17 protein-coding genes are annotated in these 17,436 nt (G+C 66.7%); 11 read left to right on the top strand and 6 right to left on the bottom strand.

What is annotated here, in order from left to right:
- Together C4K40_RS11215 and C4K40_RS11210 are read right to left on the bottom strand one after the other, a co-directional pair.
- Positions 1-636 carry a response regulator transcription factor gene (locus C4K40_RS11215; protein WP_022643580.1) on the bottom strand — a complete coding sequence of 212 codons (636 nt, stop codon included), beginning with the start codon at positions 634-636 and terminating at the stop codon, positions 1-3.
- Complete coding sequence (locus tag C4K40_RS11210) at positions 633-2,522, bottom strand: PAS domain S-box protein (protein WP_053138503.1); 1,890 nt, start codon at positions 2,520-2,522, stop codon at positions 633-635. Before C4K40_RS11210 ends, C4K40_RS11215 begins: the two co-directional genes overlap by 4 nt.
- Before the next feature lie 176 nt (positions 2,523-2,698).
- Here C4K40_RS11210 and C4K40_RS11205 point away from each other — a divergent pair, with 176 nt between their 5' ends.
- The 4 genes from C4K40_RS11205 to C4K40_RS11190 all read left to right on the top strand — a co-directional run bounded on the left by C4K40_RS11205 (position 2,699) and on the right by C4K40_RS11190 (position 7,386).
- Complete coding sequence (locus C4K40_RS11205) at positions 2,699-4,321, top strand: acyl-CoA synthetase (RefSeq protein WP_022643578.1); 1,623 nt, start codon at positions 2,699-2,701, stop codon at positions 4,319-4,321.
- A 113-nt stretch (positions 4,322-4,434) separates the two neighbouring features.
- Entirely contained in the window at positions 4,435-6,207 is a 1,773-nt protein-coding gene (locus C4K40_RS11200; protein WP_053138475.1) for an acyl-CoA dehydrogenase C-terminal domain-containing protein, read from the top strand.
- A 109-nt stretch (positions 6,208-6,316) separates the two neighbouring features.
- Positions 6,317-6,730: a hypothetical protein gene (locus C4K40_RS11195; RefSeq protein ID WP_053138478.1), complete on the top strand. Its 414-nt coding sequence runs from the start codon at positions 6,317-6,319 to the stop codon at positions 6,728-6,730.
- Positions 6,731-6,771: 41 nt separating this feature from the next.
- Positions 6,772-7,386, top strand: coding sequence for a hypothetical protein (locus C4K40_RS11190; RefSeq protein ID WP_022643575.1), 615 nt, complete (start codon positions 6,772-6,774; stop codon positions 7,384-7,386).
- Positions 7,387-7,445: 59 nt separating this feature from the next.
- Here the strand turns inward: C4K40_RS11190 and C4K40_RS11185 are convergent, their stop codons facing one another.
- On the bottom strand, positions 7,446-8,651 hold the full coding sequence (locus C4K40_RS11185) for an MFS transporter (protein ID WP_053138481.1): 1,206 nt from the start codon (positions 8,649-8,651) through the stop codon (positions 7,446-7,448).
- A gap of 167 nt (positions 8,652-8,818) precedes the next feature.
- Between C4K40_RS11185 and C4K40_RS11180 the strand changes: the two genes are divergently transcribed.
- A complete protein-coding gene (locus tag C4K40_RS11180) occupies positions 8,819-9,739 on the top strand; it encodes a LysR family transcriptional regulator (RefSeq protein WP_022643572.1) in 921 nt (306 codons plus the stop codon).
- 20 nt (positions 9,740-9,759) lie between these two features.
- On the opposite strand, the gene C4K40_RS11175 is transcribed toward C4K40_RS11180, so the two are convergent.
- A complete protein-coding gene (locus C4K40_RS11175) occupies positions 9,760-10,617 on the bottom strand; it encodes a LysR family transcriptional regulator (protein ID WP_053138483.1) in 858 nt (285 codons plus the stop codon).
- A gap of 141 nt (positions 10,618-10,758) precedes the next feature.
- Between C4K40_RS11175 and C4K40_RS11170 the strand changes: the two genes are divergently transcribed.
- Positions 10,759-12,285 (top strand): MFS transporter, encoded by a 1,527-nt coding sequence (locus C4K40_RS11170; RefSeq protein WP_053138485.1) that lies wholly within the window; start codon positions 10,759-10,761, stop codon positions 12,283-12,285.
- A 236-nt stretch (positions 12,286-12,521) separates the two neighbouring features.
- Here the strand turns inward: C4K40_RS11170 and C4K40_RS11165 are convergent, their stop codons facing one another.
- Both C4K40_RS11165 and C4K40_RS11160 read right to left on the bottom strand, forming a co-directional pair.
- On the bottom strand, positions 12,522-12,707 hold the full coding sequence (locus tag C4K40_RS11165) for a hypothetical protein (protein WP_022643571.1): 186 nt from the start codon (positions 12,705-12,707) through the stop codon (positions 12,522-12,524).
- A 93-nt stretch (positions 12,708-12,800) separates the two neighbouring features.
- A complete protein-coding gene (locus C4K40_RS11160; RefSeq protein WP_022643570.1) occupies positions 12,801-13,007 on the bottom strand; it encodes a DUF6021 family protein in 207 nt (68 codons plus the stop codon).
- A gap of 161 nt (positions 13,008-13,168) precedes the next feature.
- Here C4K40_RS11160 and C4K40_RS11155 point away from each other — a divergent pair, with 161 nt between their 5' ends.
- The 5 genes from C4K40_RS11155 to C4K40_RS11135 all read left to right on the top strand — a co-directional run bounded on the left by C4K40_RS11155 (position 13,169) and on the right by C4K40_RS11135 (position 17,352).
- Entirely contained in the window at positions 13,169-13,792 is a 624-nt protein-coding gene (locus C4K40_RS11155) for an HAD family phosphatase (RefSeq protein ID WP_053138506.1), read from the top strand.
- Between the two features lie 434 nt (positions 13,793-14,226).
- Positions 14,227-14,415: a DUF1843 domain-containing protein gene (locus C4K40_RS11150; protein WP_022643568.1), complete on the top strand. Its 189-nt coding sequence runs from the start codon at positions 14,227-14,229 to the stop codon at positions 14,413-14,415.
- 36 nt (positions 14,416-14,451) lie between these two features.
- The gene (locus tag C4K40_RS11145) at positions 14,452-15,078 is read left to right on the top strand and encodes a DUF1842 domain-containing protein (protein WP_022643567.1); all 627 of its coding nucleotides are present in this window, start codon (positions 14,452-14,454) and stop codon (positions 15,076-15,078) included.
- Positions 15,079-15,129: 51 nt separating this feature from the next.
- Positions 15,130-15,750, top strand: coding sequence for a DUF1842 domain-containing protein (locus tag C4K40_RS11140; RefSeq protein WP_053138487.1), 621 nt, complete (start codon positions 15,130-15,132; stop codon positions 15,748-15,750).
- A 135-nt stretch (positions 15,751-15,885) separates the two neighbouring features.
- Positions 15,886-17,352: a GDL motif peptide-associated radical SAM/SPASM maturase gene (locus C4K40_RS11135; protein WP_053138491.1), complete on the top strand. Its 1,467-nt coding sequence runs from the start codon at positions 15,886-15,888 to the stop codon at positions 17,350-17,352.
- Positions 17,353-17,436 lie beyond the last annotated feature (84 nt).

Here is a 17,436-nt window from a genome sequence, read left to right as displayed (position 1 = left end):
TCAGCGCAATTGCAGCGGGTCCACCAGGCCGGCGGCGATGGCCATGCCCACCAGCTCCGGCAGATGCTCGGCCTGCATGCGCTTCATCACCCGCGAGCGGTACAGGTCGATGGTCTTGATGCTGACCCCCAGCTGCTCGGCGATCTCGCGATTGGTATAGCCCCGCACCAGCGGCAGCAGCACATCCTTTTCCCGGGGCGTCAGGCTCTCCAGGCGCTCCATCACCCGGGCCTGCCCGGCGCCCTGGCGCTGGCGGCTGCCGGCGCGGTTCAGCGCCTGCTGCACGCTATCGAGCAGCAGTTGCTCGTTGTAGGGTTTCTCGATGAAGTCCGCCGCCCCGGCCTTGAACGCGCGGACCACGATGGGCACGTCGGCATGGCCACTGACGAAGATCAGCGGCAGGTCGATTTCCCGCTGGCGCAGCTCTTCCTGGACATTCAACCCGCCCATGCCGGGCATGCGTACATCCAGCAGCACACAGGCGTTGCGGCTCGGGTCGCAATGCTCGAGGAACTCGCGGCCACTGGTGAAGGGCACGGCCGCCAGGCCCACCGACTCCAGCAGCCAGACCGTGGAGTCGAGCATGGCCGGGTCATCGTCGACCACGTACACCAACTGCTGCGTCGCACTCGTCATGGCCTTGCTCCTGTATTCGGGGAAATGGATGGGTCGGTCTCAAGCGGGGCCGTGGCCGGCAGATGGCAGTCCATGCGCAGGCCCCGGGCCTGGGGCCGGGCCTGCAAGTCGCCACCGAAACCCTCGACGATGCTGCGGCTCATGGACAGCCCCAGGCCCAGGCCATTGGCCTTGCTGGTGTAGAACGGGGTGAACAACTGCTCCAGCTGCTGGGTAGAAACCCCGGGGCCCTGGTCGCTGACACTGATGCAGACCCCACCCTCGGCGCCGGCCACGGCCTGGAGCACGATCTGCGAGGCCTGTTGCGCATGGACCTCGCGATTGGCCTCGATGGCGTTGCGCAAGAGGTTGAGCAGCACCTGCTCCAGCAGCACCCGGTCGGCGTAGACCGGCGGCAGATTATCCGCCAGGCGCAGCTCGATCACCACCTGGCACGCCTGGGCTTCCCAGGCGCACAAGCGCACGGTTTCCCGGGCCACCTCGGCGCTGTCCAGGGCCTGGAGCCGCCGCCCGCCCTTGCGCAGGAACGCCCGCAGGCGCTTGATCACCTCGGCGGCGTGGGTCGCTTGCTCGGCGATCCGCTCCAGGCCCTGGGCCACCTTCCGCGCGGCCTGGGGCTGGGTGTCCAGTGCCTGCAGATAGCGCTGGCTGGCATTGGCATAGTTGACCACCGCCGCCAGCGGCTGGTTGATCTCGTGGGCGATGCCCGAGGCCAGCTCGCCCAGGGTCACCAAACGCGCGGTATGGGCCAGCTCGTCCTGGTGATGACGCTGCTGGGCCTCGCGCAATTCGCGCTCGCTCTGGTCATGGGCCACCAGGGAATAGAAGCGCTCGCCGCTGGCCGCCCGGTGCGCCAGGAGCATCAGCGACACCGCCACCGAGTCACCGCCCGAGGGCGGCTGCAAGCGAGTCTCGATGCTCCAGCGCCCGGTGCGCTCGGCGCATTCCCAGCCCTCTCGCTGCAGGCTTTGCAGCACCGCCGGACTGAGGATCGCCGCCAGCTCGGGTATCACCTGCGCGGGCTCCAGGCCCAGGGCGCGCCGGGCGGCCGGGTTGAGGTAGGTGACGCTGCCGCCCGGCTGGACGAACAGCACCGGATCGGGGTTGGCTTCCACCACCTCGGCCAGGCGCCGCTTGTTCTCCTCGGCCTGGACCCGGGCGGTGATGTCCCGGGATACCGCCACCACCTCCACCACCGCCCCGGTGTAGGTCTCGCGGATCGCCCGGCAGGCGGTCTCGAACCACAGGTAGTGGCCGTCGCGATGGCGGATGCGATAGGTCATGGTGTGGTAGCCGTCCTGCTCCAGGGCATCCCCGGTGCGCTGCATCAGCCCGGCCAGCCCGCGGCTGTGCAACAGGCTGCGGGCGGGCATGCCGCGCAGCTCCTCGGGCCAGTAGCCGAGCAGGGTCCAGGACGCAGGCGAGGCGTCGAGGAAGCAGCCGTCGGGGGTGTGCCGGGAAATCAGGTCGGTGGTGTTCTCGGTGATCAGCCGATACAGCCGCCGGGCCCTGGCCGACTCGCGCTCGGCCTGCACCTGGGTGGTGGCCTCGCGGCAACGGGCCAGGACCCGCTGGCGATACGAATCGGGGATGAAGGTCCAGAGCAGGATTCGCTCGCCGCACTGGGCCTCGACGTCCTCGATCGGCCGTTGCTGGTCGAGGCAGGCCCGCACCAGGGCCGGGTGGTTGACCGGCAGCCAGGCCGCCACCCCATCCCCTGTCGCGCCCTCCAGCCACTGGCGCAGCGCCGGGTTCAGATCCAGCGGCCGGGCCTCGGCATCCAGCAGCGCACTGGGCTGCGGGTCATGGCCCAGCCAGGGCGAATCCGGCAGGTGGCCTTCGCGCTGCTGGCGCAGCCAATGGCTCAAGTGAGGGGAGCTTTGCATCATCGTTGGACCTTTAGGGATCATCGGCAACCAATATAGTATTAATACTATACAACTCAGGTATTACTTCCATATCAATCCGCAAACAGTATATAAAAGCCTCCGGATAAGTCACCGAGGCGCCAACGAGCGCCTCGGTCAATAGAGCTAACAATCAGCCACCGGGTGCCCGAACCATGTCCATCTACGAGCAAGGCCTTGCGCCGTCTGCCGTCAACCACATCGCCCTTTCGCCCCTGAGCTTCATCGAGCGTACCGCCGCGGTCTATCCGGACTACCCGGCGGTGGTCCATGGTTCGATCCGTCGCACCTGGGCCCAGACCTACAGCCGCTGCCGGCGCCTGGCCTCGGCCCTGGCCGGGCGCGGAATCGGCAAGAACGACACGGTGGCGGTGATGCTGCCCAACATCCCGGCGATGCTCGAGGCGCATTTCGGCGTGCCGATGATCGGCGCCGTGCTCAACGCCCTCAACGTGCGCCTGGACGCCGAAGCCATCGCCTTCATGCTGGCCCACGGCGAGGCCAAGGTGCTGATCGCCGACCGCGAGTTCCATGCAGTGATCCAGGCCGCCGTGGCCATGCTCGACCACCCGCCGCTGGTGATCGACCTCGACGATCCGGAGTACGGCGAGGGCCAGCCGGTCAGCGACCTGGACTACGAGGCGTTCCTCGCCGAGGGCGACCCGGAGTTCGCCTGGCAGTGGCCGGATGACGAGTGGCAGGCCATCGCCCTGAACTACACCTCCGGCACTACCGGCAATCCCAAGGGCGTGGTCTATCACCACCGCGGCGCCTACCTCAACGCCCTGGGCAACCAGATGACCTGGGCCATGGGCAACCACCCGGTGTACCTGTGGACCCTGCCGATGTTCCACTGCAACGGCTGGTGCTACCCCTGGACCGTCACCGCCCTGGCCGGGGTCCACGTATTCCTGCGCCGGGTCGACCCGCAGAAGATCCTCAACCTGATCCGCGAACACCAGGTCAGCCACCTGTGCGGCGCGCCCATCGTGCTCAATGCCCTGGTGAACATGCCGGAATCGGCCAAGGCGGCCATCGACCACCCGGTCAAGGCCATGGTGGCCGGGGCCGCGCCACCGGCCAAGGTGATCGGCGCCGTGGAAGAGATGGGCATCCAGGTCACCCACGTCTACGGCCTGACCGAGGTCTACGGCCCGGTGACCCTGTGTGCCTGGCACGCCGCCTGGGACCCGTTGCCCCTGGAAGAGCGGGCGCAGATCAAGGCGCGCCAGGGCGTGCGCTACCCAACCCTGGAAGGGGTGATGGTGGCCGACCCGAAGACCCTGGAACCCACGCCCCGGGACGGCCAGACCATCGGCGAGATCTTCATGCGCGGCAACACGGTGATGAAGGGCTACCTGAAGAACCCCACCGCCACCGCCGAAGCCTTCGAAGGCGGCTGGTTCCACACCGGCGACCTGGGCGTGACCCACCCGGACGGCTACGTGGAGATCCGCGACCGGCTCAAGGACATCATCATTTCCGGAGGCGAGAACATCTCGACCATCGAACTCGAAGGCGTGCTCTATCGCCATCCGGCGGTGCTGGAAGCGGCGGTAGTGGCCCGGCCCGACGAAAAATGGGGCGAGACACCCTGCGCCTTCATCACCCTCAAGGCCGACCACCAGGACGTGCGCGAAGCACAGATCATCGCCTTCTGCCGCGAGCACCTGGCGGGGTTCAAGGTGCCGCGCACCGTGGTCTTCAGCCAGTTGCCCAAGACCTCCACCGGCAAGATCCAGAAGTTCGTCCTGCGCGACATGGCGAAAAACCTCTAGCCTGAACCCAAGATCCCCGCGCATGCTGGCCCCGGCATGTTCGCGGGGCCCGCCCCTTTTGAATCACGCGGCCACGGCCGTGCAACCTTCACCCTTGCACGAGGTTTCCTGCAATGCCCGAATTCAACGCTCCCCTGCGCGACATGCGCTTCGTCCTGCATGAAGTGTTCAACGCCCCCAAGCTCTGGGCCCGGCTGCCGGCCCTGGCGGACATCGTGGACGGCGACACCGCCGATGCGATCCTCGAGGAAGCCGCCAAGGTCACCGCCACCCTGGTGGCCCCGCTCAACCGCAGCGGCGATGAAGAAGGCGCCACCTGGGACGCCGGCCAGGTGCGCACCCCCGCAGGCTTCAAGGAGGCCTACGCGACCTATATCCAGGGCGGCTGGGTCGGCCTGGGCGGCAACCCGGCCTATGGCGGCATGGGCATGCCGAAGATGCTCGCGGTGCAGTTCGAGGAGATGCTCTACGGCGCCAACTCCAGCTTCGCCCTGTACTCGACCCTGAGCTCCGGCGCCTGCCTGGCCATCGACGCCCACGCCAGCGAGGAACTCAAGGCGCGCTACCTGCCGGCGATGTACGAAGGCCGCTGGGCCGGTTCCATGTGCCTGACCGAGGCCCACGCCGGCACTGACCTGGGGATCATCCGCACCCGCGCCGAACCCCAGGCCGACGGCAGCTACCGCATCAGCGGCAGCAAGATGTTCATCACCGGCGGCGAGCAGGACCTGACCGAGAACATCATCCACCTGGTATTGGCCAAGCTGCCGGATGCCCCGGCCGGGCCCAAGGGCATCTCGCTGTTCCTGGTGCCCAAGATCCACGTCGACGCCAACGGCAACCTGGGCCAGGCCAACGCCGTGAGCTGCGGTTCCATCGAGCACAAGATGGGGATCAAGGGCTCGGCCACCTGCGTGCTGAACTTCGACGGCGCCAGCGGCTACCTGGTGGGCGAGGCCAACAAGGGCCTGGCGGCGATGTTCACCATGATGAACTACGAGCGCCTGTCCATCGGCATCCAGGGCATCGGCTGCGCCGAGAACTCCTACCAGAACGCCCGGACCTACGCTCGCGAACGCCTGCAGAGCCGGGCCCCGTCGGGGCCGGTGGCCAAGGACAAGGTCGCCGACCCGATCATCAACCACCCGGACGTGCGGCGCATGCTGCTGTCGATGAAGGCCATGACCGAGGGCGGCCGGGCCTTCGCCAGCTACGTCGGCCAGCAGCTGGACCTGGCCAAGTTCGCCGACCAGCCCCATGAGCGGCACAACGCCGAAGCCCTGGTGGCGCTGCTGACCCCGGTGGCCAAGGCGTTCTTCACCGACAACGGCCTGGACAGCTGCGTGCTGGGCCAGCAGGTGTTCGGCGGCCACGGCTACATCCGTGAGTGGGGCCAGGAGCAGCTGGTGCGCGACGTGCGCATCGCGCAGATCTACGAAGGCACCAACGGCATCCAGGCCCTGGACCTCCTGGGGCGCAAGGTGGTGGCCAACGGCGGCGTGGCCCTGCGCCTGTTCACCGGCGAGATCCGCGACTACGCCTACCTGCCCGGCGCGGCCTATTCGGCGCAACTGCTCGATGCCGTGCAGCGCCTGGAAGGACTCAGCGACTGGCTGTGCGAACAGGCCGTGCAGAACCCCAACGCCGTGGGCAGCGCCTGCGTCGAGTACCTGCAGTTGTTCGGTCATGTGGCCTACGCCTACCTGTGGGCGCGCATGGCCCAGGTGGCCGGGCACAAGCGCGCCGAGGACGAACGCTTCTACAGCGCCAAGCTTGGCACTGCGGACTTCTATTTCAGCCGCCTGCTGCCGCGCATCCTTGGTCTGGAGCAGAGCATCCGTGCCGGCAGCTCGCCGCTGTTCAGCCTCGCCGACGAGCAGTTCTGAAGCATCGGGCCGGGCGTGCGACGCCCTGCCCGGCCCTTGCACCAGCAGGTGCAAAACCCCGGGCGCCCCGGCATACTCGGCGCCCCTGCCCACCACCCAAGGATGAACCGTGTCGGCACCTGCCCTGCTCGTCGCCGGCGCAGCCATCGTGCTGCTGCTCGGTACCCTGCACCTGATCTACACCTTCGCCACCGACAAGTTCCAGCCCCGCGACCCGGCCCTGGCCGAACGCATGCGCGCGGTCGCCCCGGTGATCAGCGCCCAGACCAGCCTGTGGCGCGCCTGGATCGGTTTCAACGCCAGCCATAGCCTGGGCGCCATGCTCTTTGGCCTGGTCTATGGCTACCTGGCCTGGCTGCATCCCGAGCTGCTGCAACAGGCCCCGGGGCTTTTGTACCTGGGCCTGGCCTTCCTCGCCGGGCTGTGGATCCTGGCCATCCGCTACTGGTTTCGCATCCCGCTGCTGGGCATCAGCCTGGCCTTGCTGTTGTTCGCCGTCGGCAGTGCACTGGCACTGGCCTGAACCTGCACCGCAACCACCCTTCACCTTCATCGAGTTTGCCCATGCCCCGCCTGTTCACCCTCTGGTCCTGGCTCTACCACCCCCTGTGCTGGGTCGCCGTCGCGGCGCCGCTGGCGCTGATGGTGTTTTGTGACGTGCAATTGATTGTCCCGCGGGATGTCGGCGGCACCCTGTTCGGCGGCTCAATGGGCTTCATCCTGTACCTCAGCATCTGGCTGGTGTGTGCCCTGGGCCTGGGCCTGGCCTTGCTGACCCGGATGCCCGGAGCTCGCCTGGCCTGGATCGGTGCCGGCGTGGCGCCTTTGCTGCTGGGCGCCTGGTGGCGGATCAACTACCCGGACGATGCCGACGGCAACCTGATGTTCAGCCCCATGGCCCGGGAGCTGGACTACGCCATGGCCATTGGCTGCGCCTTCATCTACAGCGGCGTGCAACTGTTGCGCCGACGACGCCTGGCACCACGCCCTGCGGCCACCAGCGCCGATGAGCTGTTCCTGCGCACCGTCTGGGCATTGATCCTCGCGGCGCTGTTCATTCTTCCTCCCTTGAACACCATGCGCCAGCGGGCCCTGCCCTATTGCGCATTCAACAAGGCGGGCGAGCAGTTGAGCGTATGCCTGGGCGGTGGTCCGGAGGAGCGGGTGATCGTCGACTGACGCCTGTCAGCGGCCCGGTCGAAACCGGTGTGCGCCGCAGCGTCCAGGCTCGCGCCGGTTCAGTTCGCGGCCGGGGGAAAGCCGTGCTGCCTGGCCCGCCAGATCACGATCCAGGTGACCGCCAGCAGCACCAGCAGGGCCGGGGCCAGGGCCTGGGGCCCGAAGTGCTGCAACAGGATTCCACCGACGATGCCACCACCGGCGATTGCCAGGTTCCAGACCGTCACGGTCATGGATTGCGCGACATCGCCAGCCTCGCCCGCCGCCTGGAACAACGCAGTCTGGAACAGCGTCGCCGCGCCTCCCAGCGCCAGGCCCCAAGTAGCGACCGCCAGGTAGATGACCACCGGCTCGTGACCGGCGATGCTCAAGGCCAGCGCGGTGGCGGCAAATCCCAGGGTACTGGCCAGGGTCAGTCGCCGCAGGTGCCGGTCGATCAGCATCCCGATGATCCAGATGCCCAGCAACGAGGCGACGCCGAACACCAGCAACACCAGGTCCGTGCGCTCGGCCATGCCGGCATCGGCCAGGAACGGAGCGATGTAGGTGTACAGGATGTTGTGCGCCAGGACGAACGCCAGCACCACCAACAGGATCGACCGAATCCCGGGGATGACGAAGACCCGCGCCACCGGCAGGCGCCGGCCCGGGGCCTGTCCCGGATAGTCCGGCACCTTGAGCTGGATCCAGGCCATCAGCAGCAGCGCCAGCAAGCTCATGACGGCGAAGCACAGCCGCCACCCGACCAGGGTGCCGACCCAGGCGCCCAGCGGCACTCCCAGGGACAGGGCCAGCGGCGTGCCCGTCATGACCACGGCGATCGCCCGCCCCTTCAGGCGGTCGCTGACCATGCGCGCGGCGTAGCCAGCCAGCAGCGCCCATACCAGGCCGGCCGACACTCCCGCGAGGAAGCGCGCGAGCAGGGTCAGCAGGTAGCTGGCAGAGAAGGTGGTGATGCTGTTGGCGACGACGAAACCGGCCAGCGCCAACAACAGCAACGGCCGGCGGCGCATGCCCTGGGTCGCCACCGTCAGCGGTATCGCGGCCACTAGCGAGCCCAGGGCGTAGCAGGTGACGAGCTGGCCGGCCAGGGCTTCGGCCACCCCGAGACTGGCGCCGATCTGTGGCAACAGGCCGGCCGGCAGGGTCTCGGTGAGCATCGTGATGAAGGCCGCCAGGGCCAGGGCGATGAGCGCCGGCAACGGCAGGCGCTCATCCGCCGGGGCCGTCCGGGACTCCTGGCAAAGTGCAGCTGTGACGCTCATGAGCAAGCTCTCCGGTCGCGGGGAAAGGATCGATGGGTGATTGGCAAGGCAGCCTCCGGTTTCGTGATGTGTTGACCATCCGCACCATAGAGGGCTTAGGAATCAGGAAAAACCAGGCTAGAGTTCCGCGCTATGCGGAAAGAAAATTCCGCAATCAGGGAGCATTCATGGACAGCCTTCACGGTTTCACGGTCTTCGTACAAGTCGCCGAGACCCGCAGTTTCGTAGCCGCCGGCCGCCTGCTCGGCGCTTCGGCGTCGGCCATCGGCAAGAGCATCGCCCGGCTGGAAGAAAAGCTCGGTGTGCGCCTGTTCCACCGCAGCACCCGCAGCGTCACCCTGACGGCCGAGGGCACGTTGTTCCTGGAACGCAGCCGGCGCATCCTGGCCGAGATCGAGGCGGCCGAGATGGAGCTGTCGCAAACCTCCGCCACGCCCCGCGGGCGCTTGCGGATCAGCCTGCCGGTGGTCAGCTCCCTGGTGTTGCCGGTGCTGGGGGATTTCATGCAGGCCTACCCGCAGATCGAGCTGGACCTGGACTTCACCGACCGCCTGGTGGATGTCATCGCCGAAGGTTTCGACGCCGTGGTGCGCACCGGCCAGCCCAGCGATTCGCGGCTGTCCGCGCGCAAGCTGGGCAACTTCCAGTCGATCCTGGTGGCATCCCCCGAGTACCTGCGCCAACGGGGAACACCCCAGGTGCCGGCCGATCTCCTGGAGCATGCCTGCCTGCACTTTCGCTTTCCCCATAGCGGCAAGCTCGATATCTGGCCCATGGGACGCGGCAGCGATGCCCTGGCCTCCCGGCTGCCCACCACGATGATCTGCAACGACATCGAGACCCGGGTGTGCTTCGCCCGCCAAGGCCGGGGCATCGCCTTCCTGCCGGAATATTCGGTGCGTGAATTCCTCGCCGACGGCCGCCTATGCCGGGTGCTGGCCGAGCATGTGCAGCGCACCGGGACGTTCCACGTACTCTGGCCCGCCAGCAAGCACCCTTCGCCGAAGGTCCGGGTGCTCGTCGACTTCCTCGCCGAGCGGGTATTCGCAGCGGATCGAAAACCCTACGCCAACGCCCCCAAGGCCTGAGCAGGCGGCGCCTTCCGAGCCTAGCTGCGCGGTTCGCGAAAGGCGCTGGCGATGACACGAAGGGATTCACGGGTGCGGGTGTCCGACAGCTTGGAATGCACCACCAGCTTGGACGATGGCAGGCCGGGCAGGTCGAAACGCTGAGAGACCTCCACCAGTTCTGCCGGAGCCAGGCGGCAAGGCAAGACGCCCACCGCCAGCCCGGCAGAAATCGCCGCGATGACGGCGGACACCCCGCCACCGACGAACACCTCGATCCAAGGGATGGTGGCACGATCGAGCGACATTGCAGCAAGATCCCGCACGCCGCATTGCGGGCTCAGGTTGGCGACACGCAAGGGTTCGTCCCGGTTGAATTCAAAGTCTGCGGCGGCGAACCAGCCGAAGGTTTCGACGCACAACACGTTGCCGTCACGGCGATCTTCACAGTCGCGAATGATCACCGCATCCAGCGCTCCAGCGTCGTAGTCATCGAGCAGTGGCCCGACGCTGTCGAGCCGTACCTCGATGGACAAGCCCGGGTCCATGGATTTCAACCGAGCCAGCAATGTGGTGATCTCCGGCCCCATGACATGGCAAGCCATGCCGAGCTTCAGATGCTTGCGCTGGGTCGCGAGGTTGGCCAGCGCCCGCTCGTGGGCCGCGAGAAAGTCCCGAGCCGATTCGATGAACAGTTCACCCTTGGTGGACAACCTGACGTGGCGCGGAGTGCGCTCGATCAGACGATGCCCGAGCTTGTCTTCCAGGCGCTTGAGTTTGACGCTGAGCGCCCCCTGGGTAGTGCCCAGGAATTGCGCAGCACGGGTGAAACTCTGCGAATCGGCGATGACCACGAAAGCCCGGACCGAGTCCACGTCCAGGGTGAAGTTGGCGACCATGGAACCATCCCAAATTGTTGTCATAGATATGGCAGGTCATTCTATTTCGTTGCGCTTAGGATCACTAGCGCTTGCTCAGCGCTGCCCAGGCGTCCTGGGGTTACCTTCACCCGCGCTGAGTCGATAGGAGTGAAACGCGCAATGATCGCAATCGCATCATCCAGAAATCGGATCGCCCTGCTGGCGGTCTGCTTGTCCGCCACCATGCTAGGTTTGGAAATCACCAGCATCCCCGCCATCCTGCCCACGCTTGAACACACCTTGGCCGCCGACTTCCGACAACTGCAATGGATCATGAACGCCTACACCATCGCGATGTGCGCCATGCTCATCGCCATGGGCGCGTTGGCCGACCGCTATGGCCGCAAGCGCCTGTTCATGCTCAACGTCGCGGCCTTCGGCGTGGCGTCACTGGTCTGCGGCCTGGCCAGCAGCGCCCCGCTGCTGATTGCCGCGCGCTTCGGCCAGGGCGTCAGTGCCGCGGGAATGCTGGCCTGCCAGGTAGCGATCCTCTCCCAGCAGTTTCGTGAAGGCCCCGAACGGGGCGTAGCGTTCTCCTGCTGGGGCGTGGTCTTCGGCTTGGGCCTGGGCACCGGTCCGGTCGTTGGCGGGGCGATCCTGGCGGTTTCGAGCTGGCAATGGGTGTTCCTGATCCATGTGGTCCTGGCGGTGCTCACCCTTGTCCTGACCCAACGCGGGGTGGAAGAGTCGACCGACCCCCAGGCCACTCGTACCGACATCGGCGGCATGATCACCTTGCCACTGGCGGTATTCGGTTGCGTCTACCTGATCACCCAGGGCCAGGAGCTCGGCCTCGGGAGTGCCGGGGCGATGGGCGTGCTGGCGGCCAGCTTCGCCTGCCTGCTGCTCTTCGTCGTGATCGAGCGCCGGACCGAACGACCCATCTTCGATTTCAAGGCCTTTGGTATCCGCAACTTCTCTGGAGCCCTGCTGGGGGCCTGCGCCATGAACTTCAGCTTTTGGCCCTTTATCATCTACTTCCCCCTCTACCTGCAGTCGGCACTGGGTTATGACGGTGTGCAGTCCGGGCTGATCGTACTCACCTACACGCTGCCGATCTGCCTCGTGCCGCCCTTGGCAGAGAAGATGCTGGCCAAGCACGGCCCTGGCTGGGTGATCCCCCTTGGGATGTTTGCCATAGCCCTGGGATTTGGACTCCTGGGCCTTGTCGCCACCACGTCCTACGCCGGTTGGGCCAGTCTGCTGCCTGGCTGTCTACTGGCAGGCGCGGGAGTCGGCCTGACCACCACCTGCGTCACCAACACCGCCACCGGGGCTCTCCCAGCGGAGCGCGCAGGCATGGCCTCTGGCATGGAATTCAGTGCGCGGATGATTTCGCTGTCCATCAACATCGCCGTGATGGGATTGATCCTGGGGCTGGGAGTCTCTTGGTCGCTGGAGCAAAGCCTGGTCCATCTTGGGGTCCAGGTGGACCGTGCCCTGGTGGACGCTATCTGCGCAGGCAACCTGAGGGCCAGTGAAGCACTGGGGGTTTCCATCGACCTGGCGCGTAGCGCATTGATGCAGGGAATCGGCTGGGTCTTGGGCTACGGCGCCAGCGCTACCCTGGTCCTGGCGTTGCTGGCGCGGGTGGTCTTTGGCAAATATCGCCGAGCAAGCCTCTCGCCAGTGGCTGGGCTCGACTAGCGAGCGTCACCGACCACCGCTGGCACTCGCCAACGAAAAGCCCGGACGAACCGTCATGCTGATCATTCAAGCGAGGTGATCTCCTGTAGGAGCAGCCGGGCGACGCTCGATTGCTCGCGATGGGCGTTGGTAGCGCATGTTTACGGGGTAAACGCAGCGCCCTGAAGTCCATCGCGGGCAAGCCTCGCTCCTACAAGCTCCGCAACTGATCGGCATCACTTCTCGTTGCCAGTCAGCTATCGTGCGGCGGGCCTGGGCCGGTCCTTGCGCACCGGCAAGGCAGCGGCGAAGGCCAGGGCCTCTTCCCGGGTGCCGAAGGTGGCAAGCCGGTCGCCCGGGGTGCAGACCTTCCAGGGTCCGTTATTGACGCTCAGTACCTGATAGCCATTGATCTGCATCTTGTTCAGCAGTGGCGTACTCATACACACCTCCCTCTCGTCAGCAAGCCTGGGGCTGGCCGGTCCACCTTACACCCGCCCAACGCTATGGCGACTGCCACATGTCGGCGCGACGGCTCACTTCTTCAGGTTGGCCAGGGGGTCGTAGGCCCGGGAGCGCTTGCGCTCGTGCTCGGGGCGTGGTCGGTCCAGCGGCGCCCTGGCCGGACCCACCGGATCTACCTGGGGGTCCTCGAGATCCGGCGAGTCAGGGTCGAAACCCGGCTCATGGCGGCCGCTGGCGTGCTCGGACGAACTGGGCCCGGTGGGTGGCTTGGTGCTCATGGGGCTCCTCCTGCTCGGGGCGACTGGACGACGGTTAAAGACATAGATCGTCGTGCGCCGCGAGGGTGCCGTCGACCGGACCAATGGCGCGGTTGCATTGCAATGCACCACCCGGCACCGCAGGATGACGCCCTGGCCCTCAACCGCTTCAGGAAATGTTCATGACGATTCGTGCTGTGGTTTTCGACTTCGGTGGCGTGCTGTTCGACTGGAGTCCCCATCATCTGTACCGGCGACTGATCCCCGACGACCAGCGTCGCCAGTGGTTCCTCGACACCATCTGCACCCAGGCCTGGAACACCCTGCAGGACGGCGGTCGCAGCCTGGCCGAAGCGACCCGCAGCCTGGTGGCCGAGCACCCCGAACAGGCACCGCTGATCGAAGCCTATTACGGGCGCTGGGTGGAAATGCTGCGCGGGCAGCTGGACGACGGCGTGGCCCTGCTGGAGGAACTGCACCAGGCGCGAATGCCGCTGTTCGGCCTGACCAACTGGTCCCGCGAGACCTTCCCCCATGCCTGGGACAACTACCCCTTCCTGCGGCGCTTCCGTGACATCGTGGTCTCCGGCCAGGAGCGGCAGCTCAAGCCCGAGCCGCCGATCTACCACACCACGGTGCAACGCATCCGCGCCCACCTGCCGGACATCGCCCCCGGGGAACTGGCGTTCATCGACGACCACGAACCGAACATCGTCGCGGCCCGGGCACTGGGCTGGAATGCCATCCACCACCTCAACGCGCAGCAGACCCGCACACAATTGCAGGCGCTGGGCGTCAGCCTCTGACCACCCCGCCACCCCTCGATCCAGCAGCGGCGGCCTGTAGCCGCTGCTACAGGCCGCAACGGCTGGCTCCAGGTTCCGCCTGACTCAAGGTTCCGCCTGACTCAAGGTTGCGCCTGACACACCGCGCCGCACGCCTCTCGGGCGCTGCGCGACCGTACGCGGCCTCGCAGGCGCGACAGCGGCTACAAAGGCTGCGAGGGGTTCGGCACGGGCGGCAAGACAGCCGCGCTATCGCCCCGGGCAATCAGCCCTATCGCCCTTTGGAATCAGCAGCCGAACCCCCGCAAACAGCCGCTCATCCGGCGTGAATCCACCGGTCGGAAACCCCTGAAATCAGTGTGCCATTAGCCGGCCTTTTCCAACGGCGCTGCTTAACTGCAAAAGCTGCCGAGTACCGCAGCATTTCCCCCCAATCACCACGGAAGGCATACGCCATGAGCAATGCACCGCACCATGTGATTCCCCCCTATGGAGTAGCGATCCAATCGGCGATCTCCGAAGGCCAGCTGCCGCAGATGAAAGCCTTGCTGGCCAAGCGCGACAGCAACCAGGCCGAGCCTGCGGAACTGCGCGCCGCCTATGAACAACTGGCCAAGGAAGTCGCCCGCCTGGAACGGCACTGACCGCTGTTCCCCTGTCACTGTATGGAGGCAAAGCAAATGTCCGGTTCCAACGCACAAGAAAGCCTGTTCCCCCTGAGCTATCGCATCGGCACCTCGCAACCCGGAGCGCCGAACCTGCAACTCAACCTGCTGGTCTACACCCCCGAGCGCAGCCTGCGTGGCAACTCGTCGATCACCCAGGCGGCCAGCCCGCCGCTGGACCTGCAGACCGACGACTGGGGCCAGTACACCTACCTGACCGTGACGTCCGGCACCAAGATCCTCCTCAGCGTCGCCGGCAACCAGGGTGGCCCGGGCGCCAACTCGATCATCACCTTCAAGCTGCAACTGGTGGTCGACGACGACTGGAAGCAAGGCGTCGCCAACTACCAGTTCTACAACGGCCATACCTGGTCGACGGTGAACAACGCACCGGCCTACCTGGAGAACAACATCCAGTCCAGCAGCCTGTCCCGGCCCCAGCCCCACGGCCATGCCCATCATCCGCTGCCACCCCTGGCGGCGCTGTACGCGGCCCCGATCCACGGCGCCATCGCCAGCGGCGACCTGGCGCAGATGAAGAGCCTGCACCGGGTGGCGACCCAGCAACTGGAGCAGCTGCCGCTGATCCGCACCGCGCTGGACGCCGCCAAGTCCGAGATCGCCAGGCAGGAGCGGCGCTGAGCCCCGGGCCCGGCGCACTTCGACGCATCCATCACGCCAAGGAGTAGCAGCATGACAACTGGACTGTTCCATACCCGCCTGATCATCACCAACCCCGTGGTCGGCGCACCGATCCTGACCCTCGACCTGCTGGTCAATACCGTGCAGAAAACCGTCTCCGGCCTGGCCCAGGTGACCCAGAGCACTTCGCCGCCAGTGCGCTTCAGCGCCGACGTCTGGGGCAACTACTCGCAGATCAAGCTCGACCAATCCAGCGAGGGGCACCTGGTGCTCAACCTCGCGGGCAACCCCAGCGGCCCCGGTAGCCAGGCCGCCGAAACCTTCCACTTGCAGGGCCTCCTCGGCCTGGACTGGGCCAGTGGTTTCGCCAGCTATCGCTTCAACTACCAGGGCCACTGGCACGAGGTGCAACACGCCGCCGTCAGCCCGGCCCCGGTGGAACAGGCGGCGCAGGCCGAGCCCCAGGGCCGGGCCGGCAATGCGGCCGAGCAGGCGCACCTGCACCCGCACCCGCTGTACGCCGTGGCGTTGCAGCAGGCCCAGGCCAGCGGCGACCTGGCCCGGCTCAAGGCCCTGGTGGCCCAGGCCGAGCAGCAGGTGGCCAACGGTGAGCGGCTGAACAAGGCCGTGCAGCAGCTGCAGGTGGAAATCACCCGCCTGGAACAACGCTGAACCCGGCTTCCGGGACCGGCCCACCACGGCCGGCCCCGGACCGCAGGACAACCGACCGCGCCACTGTCGCTCAAGGAAGGCGCGCCTATTTCCATGGGTTGGTGCCGCGCACCGCTGGGTGCGCAAGGATCTTTCATGTCAGACCATCTCCCCGCCCGCTACCTCAGCGAAAGCGATATCAAGCGTTACGTGCCTGTGCACGTGGTCTGGGAAATCACCCTCGCCTGTGACCTCAAGTGCCTGCACTGCGGCTCCCGGGCCGGCCACCGGCGCCCCGGCGAGCTGAGCACCGGCGAGTGCCTGGAAGTGATCGACGCCCTGGCCGCCCTGGGTACCCGGGAGGTCACCCTGATCGGTGGCGAAGCCTATTTGCGCAAGGACTGGACCCGACTGATCCAGGCCATTCACGACCATGGCATGTACGTGGCGATCCAGACCGGTGGGCGCAACCTGACCCCGGCCAAGATGCAGGCGGCGATAGACGCCGGGCTCGATGGCGTCGGCGTGTCCCTGGATGGGCTGGCACCGCTGCATGATGCGGTGCGCAACGTTCCCGGCTCCTTCGCCAAGGCCCTGGACACCCTGCACCGGGCCAAGCAGGCCGGGCTCAAGGTCAGCGTCAACACCCAGATCGGCGCCGCCACCCTGCCCGACCTGCCGGCCCTGATGGAGCTGATCATCGAGGCCGGCGCCAGCCACTGGCAGATCCAGCTGACCGTGGCCATGGGCAACGCCGTGGATCACCCCGAGCTGCTGTTGCAGCCCTACCAGTTGCTAGACGTCATGCCGCTGCTGGCCCGGCTGTACCGCGAAGGCAGCGAGCGCGGGCTGCTGATGAACGTCGGTAACAACATCGGCTACTACGGCCCCTACGAACACCTGTGGCGCGGCTTCGGCGACGAGCGCGTGCACTGGAGCGGTTGCGCCGCCGGGCAGACGGTGCTGGCCCTGGAGGCCGACGGCACGGTCAAGGGCTGCCCGTCCCTGGCCACCGTGGGCTTCTCCGGCGGCAACGTGCGCAACATGAACCTGCACGATATCTGGCACTACAGCGAAGGCATCCACTTCGGCCGGCTGCGCTCGGTGGACGATCTCTGGGGCTACTGTCGCACCTGCTACTACAACGATGTCTGCCGGGGTGGTTGCACCTGGACCTCGCATTCGCTGCTGGGCAAGCCGGGCAACAACCCCTACTGCCACTACCGGACCCTGGACCTGGCGAAAAAGGGCCTGCGCGAACGTATCGTCAAGCTCGAGGAAGCAGGCCCGGCCTCGTTCTCCGTGGGGCGCTTCGACCTGATCACCGAACGCATCGACAGTGGCGAAACGGTCTCCAGCGTCAGCGACAGCGGCCAGGTGATCAAGCTGGCCTGGGTCAACCAGGGCCACGCGTCCCCCGAGGAAGGACGTGTCCCGCCGCGCCTGGCCCTGTGCCGTGCCTGCCTGCAGTACGTCCATGGCCATGAAACCACCTGCCCGCATTGTCAGGCCGATATCGCCAGTGCCGAGGCCCGGCACCAGGAAGACCGCCTGCGCCAGCAGGCGCTGATCAACACCCTGCACCAGTTGCTCGGCCTGCCCCAGGAGCAGCCCCGCCTGTAGCGCCGCCGGCCGCCCCCCCGGGCGGTCGGCTATAAGCCCTGGGCGAACCATAGGAAAAGCGTCTAAAAAAAAACCTCGCGCCGG

It is taken from the genome of Pseudomonas sp. CMR5c, from assembly GCF_003850545.1.
GTDB lineage: Bacteria > Pseudomonadota > Gammaproteobacteria > Pseudomonadales > Pseudomonadaceae > Aquipseudomonas > Aquipseudomonas piscis.
The sequence above is the reverse complement of the archived record's forward strand: the minus strand, read 5'-3'. Positions and strand labels throughout refer to the sequence as shown.